The 16,031-nt window shown below is 36.8% G+C and carries 15 protein-coding genes, 1 tRNA gene and 2 pseudogenes; 2 read left to right on the forward strand and 16 right to left on the reverse strand.

Annotated features, from left to right (window positions below):
* Positions 1-90 precede the first annotated feature (90 nt).
* The 12 genes and pseudogenes from V4D30_RS07470 to V4D30_RS07525 all read right to left on the reverse strand — a co-directional run.
* A pseudogene (locus V4D30_RS07470) lies at positions 91-1,026 on the reverse strand (LAGLIDADG family homing endonuclease); the annotation flags it as partial.
* A gap of 117 nt (positions 1,027-1,143) precedes the next feature.
* Positions 1,144-1,518, reverse strand: a pseudogene (locus V4D30_RS07475) (dCTP deaminase); the annotation flags it as partial.
* A 5-nt stretch (positions 1,519-1,523) separates the two neighbouring features.
* Positions 1,524-3,425: an ATP-binding protein gene (locus V4D30_RS07480; protein WP_353683700.1), complete on the reverse strand. Its 1,902-nt coding sequence runs from the start codon at positions 3,423-3,425 to the stop codon at positions 1,524-1,526.
* 2 nt (positions 3,426-3,427) lie between these two features.
* Positions 3,428-3,649 (reverse strand): sulfurtransferase TusA family protein, encoded by a 222-nt coding sequence (locus V4D30_RS07485; RefSeq protein ID WP_353683701.1) that lies wholly within the window; start codon positions 3,647-3,649, stop codon positions 3,428-3,430.
* On the reverse strand, positions 3,631-3,885 hold the full coding sequence (locus V4D30_RS07490; RefSeq protein WP_353683702.1) for a HypC/HybG/HupF family hydrogenase formation chaperone: 255 nt from the start codon (positions 3,883-3,885) through the stop codon (positions 3,631-3,633). Before V4D30_RS07490 ends, V4D30_RS07485 begins: the two co-directional genes overlap by 19 nt.
* A complete protein-coding gene (locus V4D30_RS07495) occupies positions 3,858-4,346 on the reverse strand; it encodes a HyaD/HybD family hydrogenase maturation endopeptidase (RefSeq protein WP_353683703.1) in 489 nt (162 codons plus the stop codon). Before V4D30_RS07495 ends, V4D30_RS07490 begins: the two co-directional genes overlap by 28 nt.
* A gap of 66 nt (positions 4,347-4,412) precedes the next feature.
* Complete coding sequence (locus V4D30_RS07500) at positions 4,413-6,080, reverse strand: nickel-dependent hydrogenase large subunit (protein ID WP_353683704.1); 1,668 nt, start codon at positions 6,078-6,080, stop codon at positions 4,413-4,415.
* A gap of 18 nt (positions 6,081-6,098) precedes the next feature.
* On the reverse strand, positions 6,099-7,106 hold the full coding sequence (locus V4D30_RS07505) for a hydrogenase small subunit (RefSeq protein WP_353683705.1): 1,008 nt from the start codon (positions 7,104-7,106) through the stop codon (positions 6,099-6,101).
* 70 nt (positions 7,107-7,176) lie between these two features.
* The gene (locus tag V4D30_RS07510; RefSeq protein ID WP_353683706.1) at positions 7,177-8,340 is read right to left on the reverse strand and encodes an ATP-binding protein; all 1,164 of its coding nucleotides are present in this window, start codon (positions 8,338-8,340) and stop codon (positions 7,177-7,179) included.
* The gene (locus V4D30_RS07515; protein WP_353683707.1) at positions 8,340-9,029 is read right to left on the reverse strand and encodes a response regulator transcription factor; all 690 of its coding nucleotides are present in this window, start codon (positions 9,027-9,029) and stop codon (positions 8,340-8,342) included. The genes V4D30_RS07510 and V4D30_RS07515 overlap by 1 nt, the downstream gene beginning before the upstream one ends.
* Positions 9,022-10,101: a 3-dehydroquinate synthase gene (gene aroB / locus V4D30_RS07520; protein ID WP_353683708.1), complete on the reverse strand. Its 1,080-nt coding sequence runs from the start codon at positions 10,099-10,101 to the stop codon at positions 9,022-9,024. Before aroB ends, V4D30_RS07515 begins: the two co-directional genes overlap by 8 nt.
* Positions 10,088-10,600 (reverse strand): shikimate kinase, encoded by a 513-nt coding sequence (locus V4D30_RS07525; protein ID WP_353683709.1) that lies wholly within the window; start codon positions 10,598-10,600, stop codon positions 10,088-10,090. The genes aroB and V4D30_RS07525 overlap by 14 nt, the downstream gene beginning before the upstream one ends.
* Positions 10,601-10,614: 14 nt before the next feature.
* Here V4D30_RS07525 and V4D30_RS07530 point away from each other — a divergent pair, with 14 nt between their 5' ends.
* A complete protein-coding gene (locus V4D30_RS07530; RefSeq protein WP_353683710.1) occupies positions 10,615-11,172 on the forward strand; it encodes a thermonuclease family protein in 558 nt (185 codons plus the stop codon).
* Positions 11,173-11,304: 132 nt separating this feature from the next.
* Here the strand turns inward: V4D30_RS07530 and V4D30_RS07535 are convergent.
* A tRNA-Ala gene (locus tag V4D30_RS07535) sits at positions 11,305-11,377 on the reverse strand.
* Positions 11,378-11,427: 50 nt separating this feature from the next.
* On the opposite strand from V4D30_RS07535, the gene V4D30_RS07540 reads away from it, so the two are divergent.
* Positions 11,428-12,444: an alpha-hydroxy-acid oxidizing protein gene (locus tag V4D30_RS07540; RefSeq protein WP_353683711.1), complete on the forward strand. Its 1,017-nt coding sequence runs from the start codon at positions 11,428-11,430 to the stop codon at positions 12,442-12,444.
* On the opposite strand, the gene ispD is transcribed toward V4D30_RS07540, so the two are convergent.
* Genes ispD through V4D30_RS07555 form a run of 3 tightly spaced genes read right to left on the reverse strand, consistent with a single transcriptional unit; the run spans position 12,433 to position 16,030 of the window.
* Positions 12,433-13,608 (reverse strand): 2-C-methyl-D-erythritol 4-phosphate cytidylyltransferase, encoded by a 1,176-nt coding sequence (gene ispD, locus V4D30_RS07545; RefSeq protein WP_353683712.1) that lies wholly within the window; start codon positions 13,606-13,608, stop codon positions 12,433-12,435. The two genes, V4D30_RS07540 and ispD, sit on opposite strands and share 12 nt — an antisense overlap.
* Positions 13,605-14,603, reverse strand: a complete 999-nt coding sequence (locus V4D30_RS07550) for a PIN domain-containing protein (RefSeq protein ID WP_353683713.1) — start codon at positions 14,601-14,603, stop codon at positions 13,605-13,607. Before V4D30_RS07550 ends, ispD begins: the two co-directional genes overlap by 4 nt.
* Positions 14,600-16,030, reverse strand: coding sequence for a DegQ family serine endoprotease (locus tag V4D30_RS07555; RefSeq protein WP_353683714.1), 1,431 nt, complete (start codon positions 16,028-16,030; stop codon positions 14,600-14,602). The genes V4D30_RS07550 and V4D30_RS07555 overlap by 4 nt, the downstream gene beginning before the upstream one ends.
* Between the last annotated feature and the right edge of the window lies 1 nt (position 16,031).

Raw genomic sequence — 16,031 nt, forward strand, 5'->3', positions numbered from 1 at the left:
TGAATTTTTGTAAATTTTAGGTGTTAGATGTTTCTTTGAAATTCTTATTTTGTATATATCGTGATTGCTTTTAACAATGTGGTTTTTTAAGACTTTCTCTTTATGATTTTCTTTTGGAATTCTTCTTATAATTGATGCCCAGCCTGCTTTTAAAATGAGCTCCTGTAAGTCATCTGCCAGTCTCTTTGATGATGTTGTAAATGTCTCTGTCTGCATATTACCATCGCCAAACATGAAAGCTGAAAGGAAAACTCTTATCTGCCTGCTGCTTAATTCCTTAATAATTTTCGGAACAAATTTATCAGATGCTTTACCAAACTGCATAAGATATTTGGCAAGCTGTTTACTGTTACACTGAAAGCCTGTTTCTGTCTCAATAAAATTAAAAGGTAGTACTTCAAGCCACTTTTTAACAATCTCTTTTTTACTGCCAAAACACGCTATTTTAACAAGATAATTGCCATTTTTTCCTTTATAGGCACTTCCTTCAGCAAGCCATAATCCAAAAAATCTAAGCCAGTCATCCATTTTTATCCTTAATGGAGGTAAATAATCAGGGATTGATTCATATTTTATTTTTTTCCATAAATTAATACCTACACTGTGACCATTTATAATTTTCCTATTCTTTTTCTTTTCAATAAAACCCTGTTCATGAAGTTTTTCCAGATGATATAAGAATGTTCTTTCAGAAACAGTAACTTCACAGGCTTCATAAAGCTCTTCTGTCTCCACATACTCACCATCAAGACGACTGAGAATGGTATTTCTTATTTCAACTCCTCTTTTTTCAATATCATCCAGCATTATGGAAGGCAGTTCAAAATACTCCACATCTGGTGCATTCCATATGCAGTCTCTTTTGAGTTCATAGTTATGCTTTCCATAAATCTTTTCTGCAGGAATAAACTCAAAATGCTCTCTGTATTTATTTCTAACATACATTAAATGCGCTGGGGTTACTAAAAGGTCAATACTTCTTCCTTTAATCTGAATCATCTGTCCTTTAAATCTAAACTTCTGCATTTTTTCAATCTTTTGATACTCAAGCACACCTTCTTTATTTAAAGTGGCAACTTCTTCATCTCCCCTTAACTCTTCAAACCTTTTCCAGCCTTCTTTTGTTAAAATCTCTGTTTCCCTGTCATAACAGGGCTCAAGAGGCGTTACATTTACAATTATTCCGCATCTTGCATAAGTTGATTTCCCAATGCATATTACAAGCACATCTCTTGGAATTCTGAAATACTCCACAGAACGGGCAAGGGCAAAGGAGTTTGGTGGAATTATGCACACAGGACCTTTAAATTCAACAAAGCTTTTCGGGTCAAAGTTTTTTGGATCAACGACGGTGGTGTTTATATTAGTAAATATCTTAAACTCATCGGCAACTCTCATGTCATAGCCATAGGAACTTACACCAAAAGAAATAACTCCTTCTCTGACAAGTCCTTCCTCAAAGGGCTCAATCATTCCTTTGCGAGCCATCTGTTTTATCCATCTGTCATTTCTTACCATACGATCTACTCCTTCTCATCAATTGTGTTTCTTATTTTAAATAAAATCTCCTCAGGAGATACGGTTTTTTCTACAGAGATAACATCTTTAAGTTGCACTGGATGACCGCTCATTATGATAACCTTTGCCTCTGGTTTTATTCTCTTAATATGTCTCATAACTTCAATTCCAGGAATTCCTGGCATAACAAGGTCAATAAGACAAAGGGCAATCTCATCCTTGTGTTTTTCATAAAGCTCTAAAGCTTCATCTCCATTTTTAGCTTCATAAACAGTATAACCGTATTCTTTAAGAAAGGATGAGACAAATCCTCTCGTCTGCTCGTCATCATCAACAACGAGAATTGTTTCTTTGCCCTTCAAAACTTCAGGATCTATGGAATGTTTTGTTTTCCTGTCTTTTGCCGGTAAATATATCTTAAATGTTGTTCCTTTGCTTGGCTCACTATAAACATGAATGTGTCCATCATACTGCCTTACAAGTCCGAAAACAGTAGCAAGTCCTAAACCTGTTCCTTTACCTTTTGGTTTTGTTGTAAAAAAGGGTTCAAATATTTTTTGCTTTGTCTCTTCATCCATTCCTTTTCCTGTATCAGAAACACACAGAAGAACATAATCCCCTGGCTTTACAAGAGGATGAGTGTAAGAATACTCAGCATCTATATAGATTTCTTTAAGCCCTATTGAAAGCTTTCCTCCTTCTGGCATTGCATCACGGGCATTTGTAACGAGATTCATAAGAATTACTTCAAGATGAGTTTTATCTATTTTATAAAAAATTTCTTCCTCAGGAAAATGGAGTTTTAACTCAATATCTTTCCCGATAATTGGTCTTACAAAATCTGAAAACTCTTTAAGATACTTATTTAAACTGATTTTCTGAACTTCTCCAACTTCCTCTTTTCTGCTGAATGTGAGTAGTTTCTTTGCCAGATCTCTTGCTCTTTCTCCAGCATCAAGGATTTTTTCAACAAAGTTTTTAAGAGCTGGCTCTTCTATTTTTGTATGAAGAAGCCCTGCAAATCCTATTATTCCAGTAAGAATGTTGTTAAACTCATGGGCAACCCTTCCTGAAAGAACACCTAAGGATTCCATTTTTTGGGAATGAATTATCTGTTCCTGTATCTTTTTTCTCTCTGAGATGTCTATTATTGAGGCGACTGATTTTTTCGTATAGGGAATCATTGCTACACTTAAAAGGACATCTCTAACTTTTCCGTTTCTGTCCTTCAGTTTTGATTCATACTGCCTTGGAGCAAGGGATGGAGAGATTCTTCTTAATTTGTAATACTCTATCATTTTTTCAAGCATCTCCTCAGCAAAAAACTCTGTCCACTTCATTTTACCTTCAATCTCTTCTTTTTTATATCCCGTTAAAGCCTCAAATTCTTCATTGGTGAATTCAATGGTCATATCTTCTTCAACAACTATAATTGCAACTCCTACGGATGATATAATTGTCTTTTGTTGTTCATAAAGATGAAGAATTTCTTCATCTTGTTTTTTAATGTCACTGATAAATTTCATGAATGTTTCTTTTTGTTTATTAATCAACTGACCGAGCATTCTTACGATTTCCACAGGAGAGTCTTCAGATGCAGTTGCTGTAAAGTCTCCTTCATGAATGCTTCTTAATACATCAAAATGCTCACAGATTCCAATTGCAAGCTCATGAGTAAGCTCTATCATTGCAGAGAGTTCTTCTGAAACTTTGTTTATGGAATTGATAAGTCTTTGAACTGCATATCTTTCACACTGAAGGTCTATTTTATAAGAAGTATCTCCCTCGGCAATCTTTAATAGAACATCAGAACAAAGATGAAGGACCTCACTTAAACTATGTCTATATTCGCATAAGGGATTATTGCACTTAAGATATCCACCATAAGGACAGGGATACTGTTCCATTACTAAATCCTTATCGTAACCTTTAGTTTATTTCCGAATTTTTCTATGTTAAGGATTGTTTTGCCAAGCTTCTGGCACCAGGCTTTTATGTCTTTTTCAAAGGTAGGGCAGTCTCCTATTACTTCTATAACTTCGCCCTTTTTGAATTCTGGATAAACAGCACTTAGTTTAAGAACAGGGATGGGACATTTTAATCCTGAAAAATCTAAGCTTCTGTCTGCCAAGCTTTTTCCTGTTCCTCCATTTCTTTGAATATTTTTTCAAAAATTTTCAATGCCTCTTCTGCCTCTGCTGGCTCCATCTTATTTATTGCAAAACCTGCATGGACAAGAACATAATCACCAATTTTTGGCTCTTCAGGAAGCAACATTAAACTGACCTGTTTCCTCAGTCCCATTACATCAACAGTTGCCGTGAAGCCTTCAATCTCTACTATTCTTGATGGCACTGCAAGACACATCTTACCCCCCAGTTTTTTAAAATCTCTAAAACTACACCTACTAACTCACCTATTTTACCAGCTATTGTCTCTGAAAGGTCAAGTCCAACATCTATAACCTCAGGCTGAATACCAACCAGAACGAGCTCCTCTGGCATTATACCCATAAGCCTCGCAATCTCAAGGAGATCCTGCACTCCCACATGATGAAGAGAAAGCTTCGTTTTTAAATACGGAGGGATCTCTTGTCCTTTTAAAATGCCTATATATCCTGGTTCTTTATGAAAATCAACTATGTCTATCAAAAGAACTTTTTTATACTTTTCAATGTATGGAAGAAGTTCAAGCCCCAGTGTCCCACCATCAATTATTTCAATCTCGGGTTCAAACTTATAATTTTTCCTAAGTATTTCAATGACTTTTGGACCAACTCCTTCATCCCTTAAGAGAATATTGCCTATTCCGATTATACCAATTTCCATCTCTCCTCCAATAAAAAGCCCTCCCCGCGGGGAGGGCTTTTTATTTTTTGTTCTGAGTTTATTACTCTATTCTTCTCTCACCTCAATCATGTGCATTCCGCATGCCATACATGGATCATAAGAATGTATGGTTCTCAAAAGTTCAAGAGGAAGTTTGGAATCGGCAACAGGTGTGCCAACAAGTGCTTCTTCAACAGGACCACGCTGCCCTTTATGGTCTCTTGGTGAAAGATTCCATGTTGATGGAACAACCATCTGATAGTTTGCAATCTTTCCATCTTTTATAACAACAAAGTGAGCAAGACATCCACGAGGTGCATCGTGTAATCCTACTCCTTTACACTCTTTGGGCCATGTTTTCGGATCCCACTTGTCGGTGTCAGCTATCTTTGTATCTGCTTTTTTCATATTCTGGGCAAGCTCAAGGATATAATCCTTTGTCTTTCTTGCCATGAGCAAAGTCTCAATTCCTCTTGCAGCGGTTCTTCCAAGTGTGGAGAACAATGCCTCAGGTCCTACTCCGAGTTTCTTAAGAACCATGTCAACAACTTCCTTTACATCCTTATGCCCTAGTCCATAGGCAACAAGCATTCTTGCAAGAGGACCTACTTCCATTGGAAGGTCTTCGTATCTGATTGCTTTACCCCAGCTGTATTTTCCTTCAACATTTAGATATTCATAAGGAGGTTTTGGTCCAGTATAGTTGGGTGTTGTCTCACCTTCCCATGGATGAAGTCCTACATCACCTTTTGAGTATTTATACCATGAATGTGTAATATACTCTTTGAATTTTTTGTGGTCTAATGGTTCTATCTTTGCCAAATTCTTGTTCTTAATAACTCCACCTGGCAGATACATCTTGCCATTTGCATCAGGCCAGTCTCCACAAGCAAGGAAGTTATTAAATCCACCAATTCCAGCCCATTCTTTATAAAATGAAGCAACTGCAAGAAGATCAGGTATATAGACCTTCTCAACAAACTCAAGAGCCATATCAGCATACTTGAGCATAAATGCAATACTGTCGGCATTAAGTGCATTCTGGCTTTCCGGGTCAACTGGTGTTGACTGTCCACCAACAACAAATGTCTGTGGATGAGGATTCTTTGCACCAAGAAGTGCCTGAATCTTGATTATCTCTCTCTGAACATCCAGTGCCTCAAGATAGTGGGCAACTGCCATTAAGTTTGCTTCTGGTGGAAGTTTATATGCTGGATGTCCCCAGTAGGCATTGCTGAATATTCCAAGCTGCCCTGACTCTACAAAAGCCTTGACTTTATCCTGAACTGCCTTGAAGTATGTGGCAGAATTCTTGGGCCATGAAGATATGCTCTTTGCAAGCTCTGATGTTTTAACAGGATCTGCCTTTAATGCTGAAACAACATCAACCCAGTCAAGTGCATGAAGATGATAGAAATGAATAATGTGGTCCTGAACATTCTGATTTGCCATTATAATGTTTCTTAAGATTCTCGCATTATCTGGAATCTTTGCTCCAATTGCATCTTCAACTGCTCTTACTGATGCAATTGCATGAACAGTGGTACAAACACCGCATGCTCTCTGTGCGTATGCCCATGCATCTCTTGGATCTTTCCCTCTGAGGACAATTTCCATACCACGCCACATTGTGCAGGAAGACCAGGCATCTTTTACCTTTCCACCATTCACGGTGGCTTCTACTCTTAAATGCCCCTCAATCCTTGTTACAGGATCAATGACTAACCTTGCCATACATGCCCCCTTTATAATTTATTCTGTTTTTACTTTATTTGCTATACCAGCCATTGCAGCAAGACCAACTGCTTTAGCATAGAAACTATTTTTCTCTGCTTCTGCATACAGATTATTATCCCAGAACTTTGGCTCTGAACAACCGATGCAAGGATGCCCTGCCATCACCGGCCAGCTAACACCCTCATTCCATCTAATCGTAGGGCAGTTGTGATTTGTGAATGGACCTTTACAACCCATCTGGAATAAGCACCAGCCCTGTCTGTGACCTTTGTCTCCCCATGCTTTTACATACTCACTTGCATCAAAGTGTCCTCTTCTTTCACAGTTATCGTGAATGAGTTTTCCGTATGCAAAAAGAGGTCTTTTGAGTTTGTCAACTGCTGGAAGTTTTCCAAAAGTGAGGAAGTAAACCACCGTTGCAGTAAAGTTTTCCACATTAAGTGGACATCCTGGCAGATTAATGACTGGTTTGTCCTTAATTATATCCATTACTCCTACAGCACCTGTTGGATTTGGCTTTGCTGCTGGTACTCCACCAAAGCATGCACAGTTTCCAACGGCAATCACTGCCATAGCATCTTTACATATTTCTTTAATGAGATCAACTGCTGATTTCCCACCAATTGTGCAGTAAACTCCACCATCCTTCAATGGAATTGCACCTTCAACTACCACTAAATACTTACCCTTGTAATTCTTGATTGCATCATGCAGAGATTTTTCTGCCTGATGTCCTGCTGCAGCCATAATTGTCTCATGATACTCAAGAGATACAACATCAAGAACAATCTGACCAATTGTTGGTTTGCTTGCTCTTAGAATACTTTCAGAACAACCTGCACAATCCTGATATTCAAGCCAGACAACAACAGGTTTTTGTTTTTTCTCCATTGCTTCAGCTATCTTTGGAACAAAAGAAGAGGAAAGTCCTAATACTGCTGCAGTAGAAGCACAAAACTTAAGGAAGTCTCTTCTTGAAACCCCTTTACGAACCAATCCTTCATAGATTGTTTCTCTCTCCATACATGCCCCCCAAAAAAATTTTTTTCTGTATAAAAGTCTATATATTTTTTTATAATTTGTCAAGAGATTTTTAAAATTTTTTATGAATGATAATTTTTACTTCTGTTCCTTTATCCACCTCACTGTCAATTTTAAACTGCCATCCATGAGCTAAAACAAGGTGTTTAACTATAGCCAACCCCAATCCTGTTCCTCCAAGCTGTCTTGAACGAGCTCTGTCAACTCTATAAAATCTTTCTCCAATTCTATGAAGATAATCCTTTGGAATTCCAATTCCTGTATCTTCCACTGAAAGAATTTCTTTATCATTTTCTTTAAAAAATCTCACTTTTACTAAGCCTTTTTCAGTAAATTTTATGGCATTGTCTATGAGGTTTACCATTATCTGAGTGAATCTGTTTTTATCAGCGTAAATAAATGTTTCTGAAGGAATTTCTTTTTCTAAGATAAGTCCCTTTTTTTCTGCCCTGTCTTTAAAAATCTCAAAAACTGAGTCTACCAGACTCTCAAGCAGTATCTTTTGCTTTTCAATTTTTATATCTCCTGATTCAATTCTTGAAAGAGTCAACAGGTCTTCCACAAGTGCATCAAGTCTGTCTGCCTGATTTTTTATGATCTGAATAAATTTTTTTGCATTCTCTCTGTCATCAATGGCTCCATCAAGAAGAGCTTCTGCATAGCCTTTTATAGCAGTAACAGGAGTTTTAAATTCATGAGAAACATTTGCAACAAAATCTCTTCTTATATTTTCAAGTTGTTTAAGTCTGCTTATATCATGAAGAAGAATTATTAAAAAAGATACACTACCTGAATCAATCACAGGCATTGCTTTGGCAAGAAGATATATGTCTTTTCCTCCTTTTTTAACTGTAATTTCTTCGGTCAAATCCTGTTTTTCACTCATTGCTGAGCTTATAAGATTTATTAAATCTATGTTTCTAATAACCTCAATTACAGGTTTTCCTTCCGGAGGTTCGTCTATCTTTAAAATATCTCTAAGGCTTTGATTTGCAAGCATTATATAACCTCTGGGATCAATTATAAGAAGTCCTTCTGTTATTGATTTCAAAACTGTTTCAAAGCTTTGAGGTGATTTGATTTGAGGTAATTCATAAAGATTTTTCTCAGACCGCAGAGTCTGTATTCTTTGAGAAAGCGTTTTTATTCTGCCTGCCATTATCAAAATTATAAGAATTAAAAGAAAAATCAGAAATATTAAAAGTTCCGATACCATTAAGCCTCTATGTAATAGCCGATACCACGAAGTGTTTTTATATATTCTGGATTGTCAGGATCGTCTTCAATTTTTAAACGAAGTCTTCTTATGTGAACATCCACTGTTCTTGAATCCACATAAATATCCTGTCCCCATACTGCATCAAGAAGGTGGTCTCTGTTGAAAATTTTATTTGGTCTTTCTGCAAGGTATAAAAGAAGTTTAAACTCAGTTGCTGAAAGTCTTTTTGGTTGACCTTTTACTGTTACCAGATATTTTTCCTTATCTATTACCATTTCTTTTATTTTTATAATTCCCTGCTCAGAATTTGCTCGGATTGTTCTTCTTAAAACTGCTTTTATCCTTGCCAGAAGCTCTTTTGGACTGAAAGGCTTTGTAATGTAGTCGTCTGCTCCTGCCTCCAGTCCCGTAACTTTATCAAACTCTTCACCTTTTGCAGTTACAATTATTATTCCTGTTTTCTGCATCTTTGGATTATTTCTTATAACTTTGCATATCTCAAGTCCTTGAATCTTAGGTAGCATGAGGTCTAAAACTACGAGGTCAAAGAAATTCTCTCTCAATTTCTTTAAAGCTATCTCGCCATCAAGAGCCACTGTTACTTCAAAATTTTCCTTTTTAAGAGTGTAAGCTATTAAATCAGCAATCTCTTTTTCGTCCTCAACAATTAAAATTTTTTCATTCATTTAAAACCTTTTTTAAATCTTCCTCTGATATTTCAAAATTTATTTTCATTTTGCCTATTGCCTCTGGAATAACCATTCTCAGCTTCCCTTCAATATTCTTTTTATCAAGCAAAATGGTTTTTATCATGGCTGAGGAATCTACATTAAGGGGAAGATTTATGGGTAATCCAAAATTTTTCAAAATATTTTTTATTCTTTCCAGAGTCCCCCTGTCAAGAAAACCAAGCATTCCACTCAGCTTTGCCTCATAGACCATTCCAATTGATATTGCCTCTCCGTGAAGATAACTTCTGTAACCTGTTAAAGTTTCAAGAGCATGCCCAATGGTATGACCATAATTTAGTATAGCTCTGAGAGAGCTTTCTCTTTCATCCTTTGAAACAACCTCTGCCTTGATCTCACAGGCTCTTTTTATTATCTGGATCAGTATTTCTTTTTCTTTTCTTAGAATTTTTTCTCTATTCGTCTCAAGAAATTCAAAAAACGCACTGTCCCATATAATCCCGTACTTTATTACCTCAGACAAACCTGAAATAAACTCTCTTTCAGGTAAAGTATCAAGAGTATCAACATCAATCCATACTAAGGAAGGTTGCCAGAAACTACCAATCATGTTTTTGCCAAGGGAATGATTAACAGCTGTTTTCCCGCCAACTGAACTATCAACCTGGGCAAGCAAAGTTGTTGGTATCTGAATGTAAGGTATGCCTCTCATGTAAATGGAGGCAACAAAGCCTGTAATGTCTCCGATCACACCTCCTCCCAGGGCAATAAGTGAGGAGCGTCTGTCAAATCCAGCTTCAAGAAGCTGAGTAAGAATATGATATGCCCAGAAATAGTCTTTATAAAGCTCTCCATCGGGGATTAAAACTACATAAGCGTCAAATCCTTCATTTTTTAGAGATGATATTACTTTTTCGCCATAAAGCTCAAAAATCTTTGGATTGCTAATTAGAGCTACTTTCTTTCCTATAGAAAATCTGAGCAATCTTTCTCCAATAAGAGAGAGATTTCCTCTGTCAATAAGAATTTCATAACTTCGTTCACCCAGTTCAACTCTAAGTTTTTCCATCTCTCAACCTCTCAATTATTTTTTCTGCCACCTGCTCAGGAGTTAATCCTTCGGTGTCAATGCAAAAATCTGCTTTTTCGTAAAGAGGCTTTCTTCTGTTAAAAAGTTCCTTTATCCTTTCCTCAGGATTTTCAACCTGCAGTAAAGGTCTGTCTTTGCAATGTTTCACTCTTTCAAAAATAACATTTTCTGAAGCTTTAAGGCAAAAAATTACACCATTTCCCCTAAGTTTTTTCATATTTTCATCTCTTAATACAACTCCTCCTCCAGTGGCAATAACCTGTGAGTCCCTTTTAGTTATAAGATTTATAACTTCTGATTCAATATCTCTGAAACGGGACTCTCCAAATCTTGAAAAGATTTCACTTATTTTCATCCCTGTAGTTTTTTCAATCACTTCATCAACATCAATGAACTTAAAGCCAAGCTTTTCTGATAGAATCTTCCCAACTGAGGTTTTCCCTGTGCCCATGAATCCTATGAGAACAATGTTTTTCATGCTAAAATTAAATTATGCAATATTATTATACTAAAAATTTTATAGGCTTCGGGATTCTTCTGTTTCTTGTATTTTTTATTTTTACCACTGCCTGTGCAAAAAAAGAGGCTGATTACTATAAGGTTACAGAAATCAACGATGGAGATACTGTCACCATCGTTACAGGTAGTTTTTTTGGAATTATGGTTAAAACTGAGAGAGTCCGTCTTACTGGAATAGATGCACCAGAGCTTGCTCAGGAACCATGGGGAAGAAGAGCTAAAAATCATCTAAGAAAACTCATTAAAGAAAGTGACTGGCAGGTTCAACTTGAGCTTGATATTCAGCGTAGAGATAGATACGGAAGAATTCTTGCCTATCTATGGGACAAAAACGGAAGAATGCTCAACTATATGATGGTAAGAGATGGATATGCTATGGTTTATACAGTGCCACCAAATGTTAAATATGCTGAATGGTTTCTGCAAGCACAAAGACTGGCAAGAGAGGAAAAAAGAGGGATTTGGGGGAAGGATGGACTCAGTGAGAGCCCATCTAAATGGAGAAAACAGCATCCTCAAAATCGTCTGTAAGATTTTAAACTGAAACCGTGAATAGAAGTAGTAAAGATTTACATTGAGGAGTGAAACTCTGGAAAAACTACAGTATAACAATTTTACGAAAGTCTAAAGAGAGGACTTTCACAAAGCCTTGATAATTCTTGATGGACGGTAGGGGAGTTGAACCCCCGACCTCCAGAGTGCGATTCTGGCGCTCTCCCATCTGAGCTAACCGCCCGATCTGTTTTATAATATTATTTTAGCAAAAAAATTTCTAAGGAGGAAAAGATGAACTGGCAAGATGTGAAAAAAAATGCAAAAGAAAAGTTAAAACCTTACTGCCGTGTATGTCCTATTTGCAATGGTATTGCCTGCGCAGGAGAAGTTCCCGGCATGGGAGGTGTTGGAACAGGCTCTTCTTTCAAAGCCAATATTGAAGCTTTAAATAAGATCAAACTCAATCTTTCTACTATTCATAATGTAAAAGAACCTGATACAGCATTGGAAATTTTTGGTCAGAGTCTTTCTCTTCCTGTAATGGCTGCTCCTATAACAGGGACAACATATAATATGGGAGGAGCAATTACAGAAGAGGTTTATACTGAAGAGGTAATTGCAGGCTCCGTTATGGCAGGAACAATTGGCTGGACAGGTGATGGAGCAGATCCATTAATGTATGGAAGCGGAATTAATGCAATTAAGAAAAATAATGGCAAAGGAATTCCTGTAATTAAGCCAAGAGCACAGGATGAGATAATCAAAAGAATAAGGCAGGCTGAGGATGCAGGAGCAATAGCAGTAGGAGTTGATATTGACGGAGCAGGGCTTATTACAATGGCGCTTAAGGGACAGCCCGTAAGTCCAAAATCTCCTGAGGAAATTGAAGAACTCGTTAAGGCAACAAAACTTCCTTTTATTTTGAAAGGAATAATGACTTTAAGAGAGGCTGAGATTGCATATAATATAGGAGTAGCTGCCATTGTTGTATCAAATCACGGTGGAAGAATTCTTGACCACACTGCAGGTGTTGCAGAGGTTCTGCCAGAGATTGCTGAAAAATTTAAAGGTAAAATTACAATTATTGCAGATGGAGGAGTTCGCTCTGGTGTTGATGTCCTTAAGCTTCTTGCTCTTGGTGCAGATGCTGTGCTTATTGGAAGACCAGTGGTTGTAGCGGTTTTTGGTGGTGGAAGAGAAGGTCTTAAGCTTTATTTTGACAATATAAAGAATGAACTTAAACAGGCAATGCTTCTTACAGGGGTTGCCTCAGTGAAGGATGTTCCAAAAGCTATTTTAAGGGTCTAATTTCATACTGCTCAGGCATATTGCCTGAGCAGCTATCCCCTCACCTCTTCCAATAAATCCCATGCCTTCAGCTGTTTTTGCTTTAATGTTTACTTTTAGTCCAAGTTTTCTGAAGTTTTCAATCATTTCTGGTATGTAAGGGCTAAGCCTTGGTTTTTCAGCAAAGACTGTGCAGTCAATCCAGATTGGTTCAATTTTTTGCTCCCTTGTGAACTTTAAAGTTTTTTCAAGCAAAACAAGGCTTGAAATATCTTTATATTGAGGATCTGAATCGGGAAAATGTTTTCCTATGTCGCCTGCTCCTGCAGCACCCAGTATTGCATCAATTATAGCATGAATTAGGACATCTGCATCTGAATGCCCTTCGAGTCCTTTTTCATAAGGGATCTCAACTCCACCAATAATAAGTTTTTTCCCTGAGACGAGTCTGTGGCTGTCATATCCTATGCCAACTCTTATGTTTAGGCTGAAAGTTTTAATATTGTTTATATTGAGAATTGATTCCATCTTTTCAATGTCCTGTTTTGTTGTTATTTTAATATTTTTTTCATCACCATCTACAGTATAAACTTTACCGCTGTATCTTTCTATTAAAAATGCGTCATCAGTTCCATAAACACCTTCACTGTAAGCTTTTTCGTACACCTCAAGAATCTTTTTAAACCAGAATGCCTGAGGTGTTTGCACTGCTCTTAGCATTTCTCTATTAATTGTTCCACCAACAATGTTTCTACCTTTAATCCATTTAACTGTATCGGTTATTCTTGTTACGGGGATTACACCGTCAATCTGTGGATTCAAGGCATTAAACACTCTTTCTACTAATTCTTTACTGACCAGAGGACGGGCTGCATCGTGAATTAAAACAATCTCTGTATCCGCAGGCATTAATTTTAGAGCGTTGTAAACAGAGTCCTGTCTTTCATTTCCGCCTTCAACAACTTCTCTAACTTTTTTAATATTAAAAATTTTTAGATAAGATCGCACCTTTTGGACTGCATCTTTTCTTGTTACGATCCAAATATCATTGATAAAATCAAGATTATCAAAAGTTTGAACAGCCCACATAAAAATGGGTTTGTCATTTACTTCAAAAAATACTTTATCTGGTGAACCAAATCTTTTCCCTAAGCCTGCTGAAACTATTATGGCACTGCATTTCATGGGTGTGTTTCAGAAGAGGAGTCTTCGCTTTTTGGTTTGCCGAATATCATTCTTCCAGTTCCTGTTTGTAAAACACTATGAATTACAACATCAATAGTCTTACCAATATATTGTTTTCCTTCTTCAACAACTACCATTGTTCCATCATCAAGATAAGCAACTCCCTGCTCAGGCTCTTTACCTTCTTTAACTATAAAGAGTTTTAAAATCTCACCCGGAAGCACAGGAGGCCTCATTGCCTGAGCAAGTTCATTCATATTCAACACAGGCACTCCTCTTAATTGAGCAATTTTTATGAGGTTTAAATCGTTTGTAATCAGCGTACCTTTTAGAATTCTTGTAATTTCAACTAGTTTGGTATCAACTTCCTTTATTTCAGGAATGTCTTTTTCCACAATCTCAAATCTTATTTTTTCGGCACTCTTAATTTTATGAAGTACATCAAGTGCTCTTCTTCCTTTTGCTCTTCTCAGAGGATCTGGTGAGTCTGCAATGTACTGGATTTCTCTTAAAACAAATCTTGGAATTAATACTGTGCCTTTTATGAAGCCTAACTCTACGAGATCGGCAATTCTACCATCTATGAGAACATTGGTATCAAGGATTTTTGGCTCTTCCCATATAGCCTCTTTTTTAATTATCCATAAAATATCTCCAATTTTGATTGTCTGAGCCTTTTTTAAACCAAAAATTGCACCAGCATATCCAAAACCTGTAACAATGCTAAAAACAAGAAGTCTCAGATCAGAGAAAATTAGAAGAGGAATGCTTAAAAGAAGTCCTGTTAAAATTCCGAAAAAAAGCCCTAAAAATCCAAACATTATTTGCGAACTATTCATTTTTTTCAGTTTTGAGTATATAAAAAGCAGCAAAAAAATACTGCCTGATAAAACAATCAGGCTTTTTATAATAGGATTGACGAAAAATGAATCACTTAAGTTGAAAAGACTAACAATGCCGATAGTTATCACAAAAAGAAGAACTAACAGGCTCATGATCCCAGAATCATATAAAATTTTTTACCGCCTCTGTTTATCAAAACCAGAACATCAGCTCTTGAGATTCTCTGAATTGCCTTTTGAAAATCAGATGCAGACAGTATCCTCTGTCTTTCAATCTCCATTATAAGGTCTCCCTTTCTAAGTCCAGTTGTTTCAGCTGGTGAGCCAGGTTCAATTTTGTAAACAACAACTCCTCTGTCTTCAGGATCAACTCCAATCTGTTTTGCCATAGACGGGTCAAGGTCAATTACTGATAGTCCTTTAAAGGGATTTTCAGGCTTTCCTGTTGATTTTTTTAAAATTTTTGTCTCCTGAATCTGCTCTGAAGGAAGTTGAGCAATTGTCACTGGTATTATATAAATCTGACCATCTCTGAAAATTTTTAGATTCACGATTGAACCAATTTTGCTTTGAGCTACGAGATTTCTAAGTATAGCACTTTCTGTTATCTGTTTGCCATCGTATTCAAGAATTATGTCACCTCTACGGAGTCCTGCACTGTAAGCAGGAGACTGTTTTGTTACATCTGTAATTATAACTCCATATGCCTCTTTTAAGTTAAATCTTTCTGCAAGCTCTGCAGTTAAATCCTGAACCATTATTCCTATCCATCCCCTTATTACCCTGCCTTCTTTTATTAAACTGTCTTTTATCACACGAGCCATGTTGCTTGGCACAGCAAATCCTATTCCCTGATACCCTCCTGTTCTTGAAAATATTGCTGTATTTATTCCTATGATTTCTCCTTTTATGTTTACAAGAGGTCCTCCTGAATTTCCGGGATTAATTGCTGCATCTGTTTGAATAAAGTCTTCATAATCAGCTATCCCTACATCTGCTCTCCCTGTAGCACTTATAATTCCCATTGTAACTGTATGAGTTAATCCATAGGGATTACCAATTGCAAGAACAAAATCTCCCACCTGAAGATTGTCTGAATCTCCCCATGGAGCAACTGGTAAATCCTTTGCATTTATTTTGATTACCGCAAGATCTGTTTTCGGATCAGCTCCTACTAAGATGGCTTTAAATGTTCTTCTATCATAGAGAGTTACTTTTATGTCCTCTGCCTGTTCAATAACATGATAGTTTGTAAGTATATATCCATCAGCGGAAACAATCACCCCTGATCCCATACTCATTTCTTTCCATTTTTTACCCTGAGAATTTCCAAAGGGTGGTAAAAACTCAAAGAGATCTTCCAGTGTTGGCGGACTCTGAACTGTTCTTGTTGTAGAGATATTTACCACGGAAGGAGAGACAGCTTTAACTATCTCAGCAAAACTTTTAACAGGCTCAGCAATATCTCTATAAATAGGGATAGACTGTCTTGGTGTGGTTATAAGATAAAATGATGTTATCCCTGTTAAGCATCCAATGATGAAAGTTAAAATGAGTAAAGCAAGTTTTTTTCTTGTCATT

Origin of the sequence: Thermodesulfovibrio sp. 3907-1M (genome assembly GCF_040450955.1) — a bacterium.
Classification (GTDB): domain Bacteria; phylum Nitrospirota; class Thermodesulfovibrionia; order Thermodesulfovibrionales; family Thermodesulfovibrionaceae; genus Thermodesulfovibrio; species Thermodesulfovibrio autotrophicus.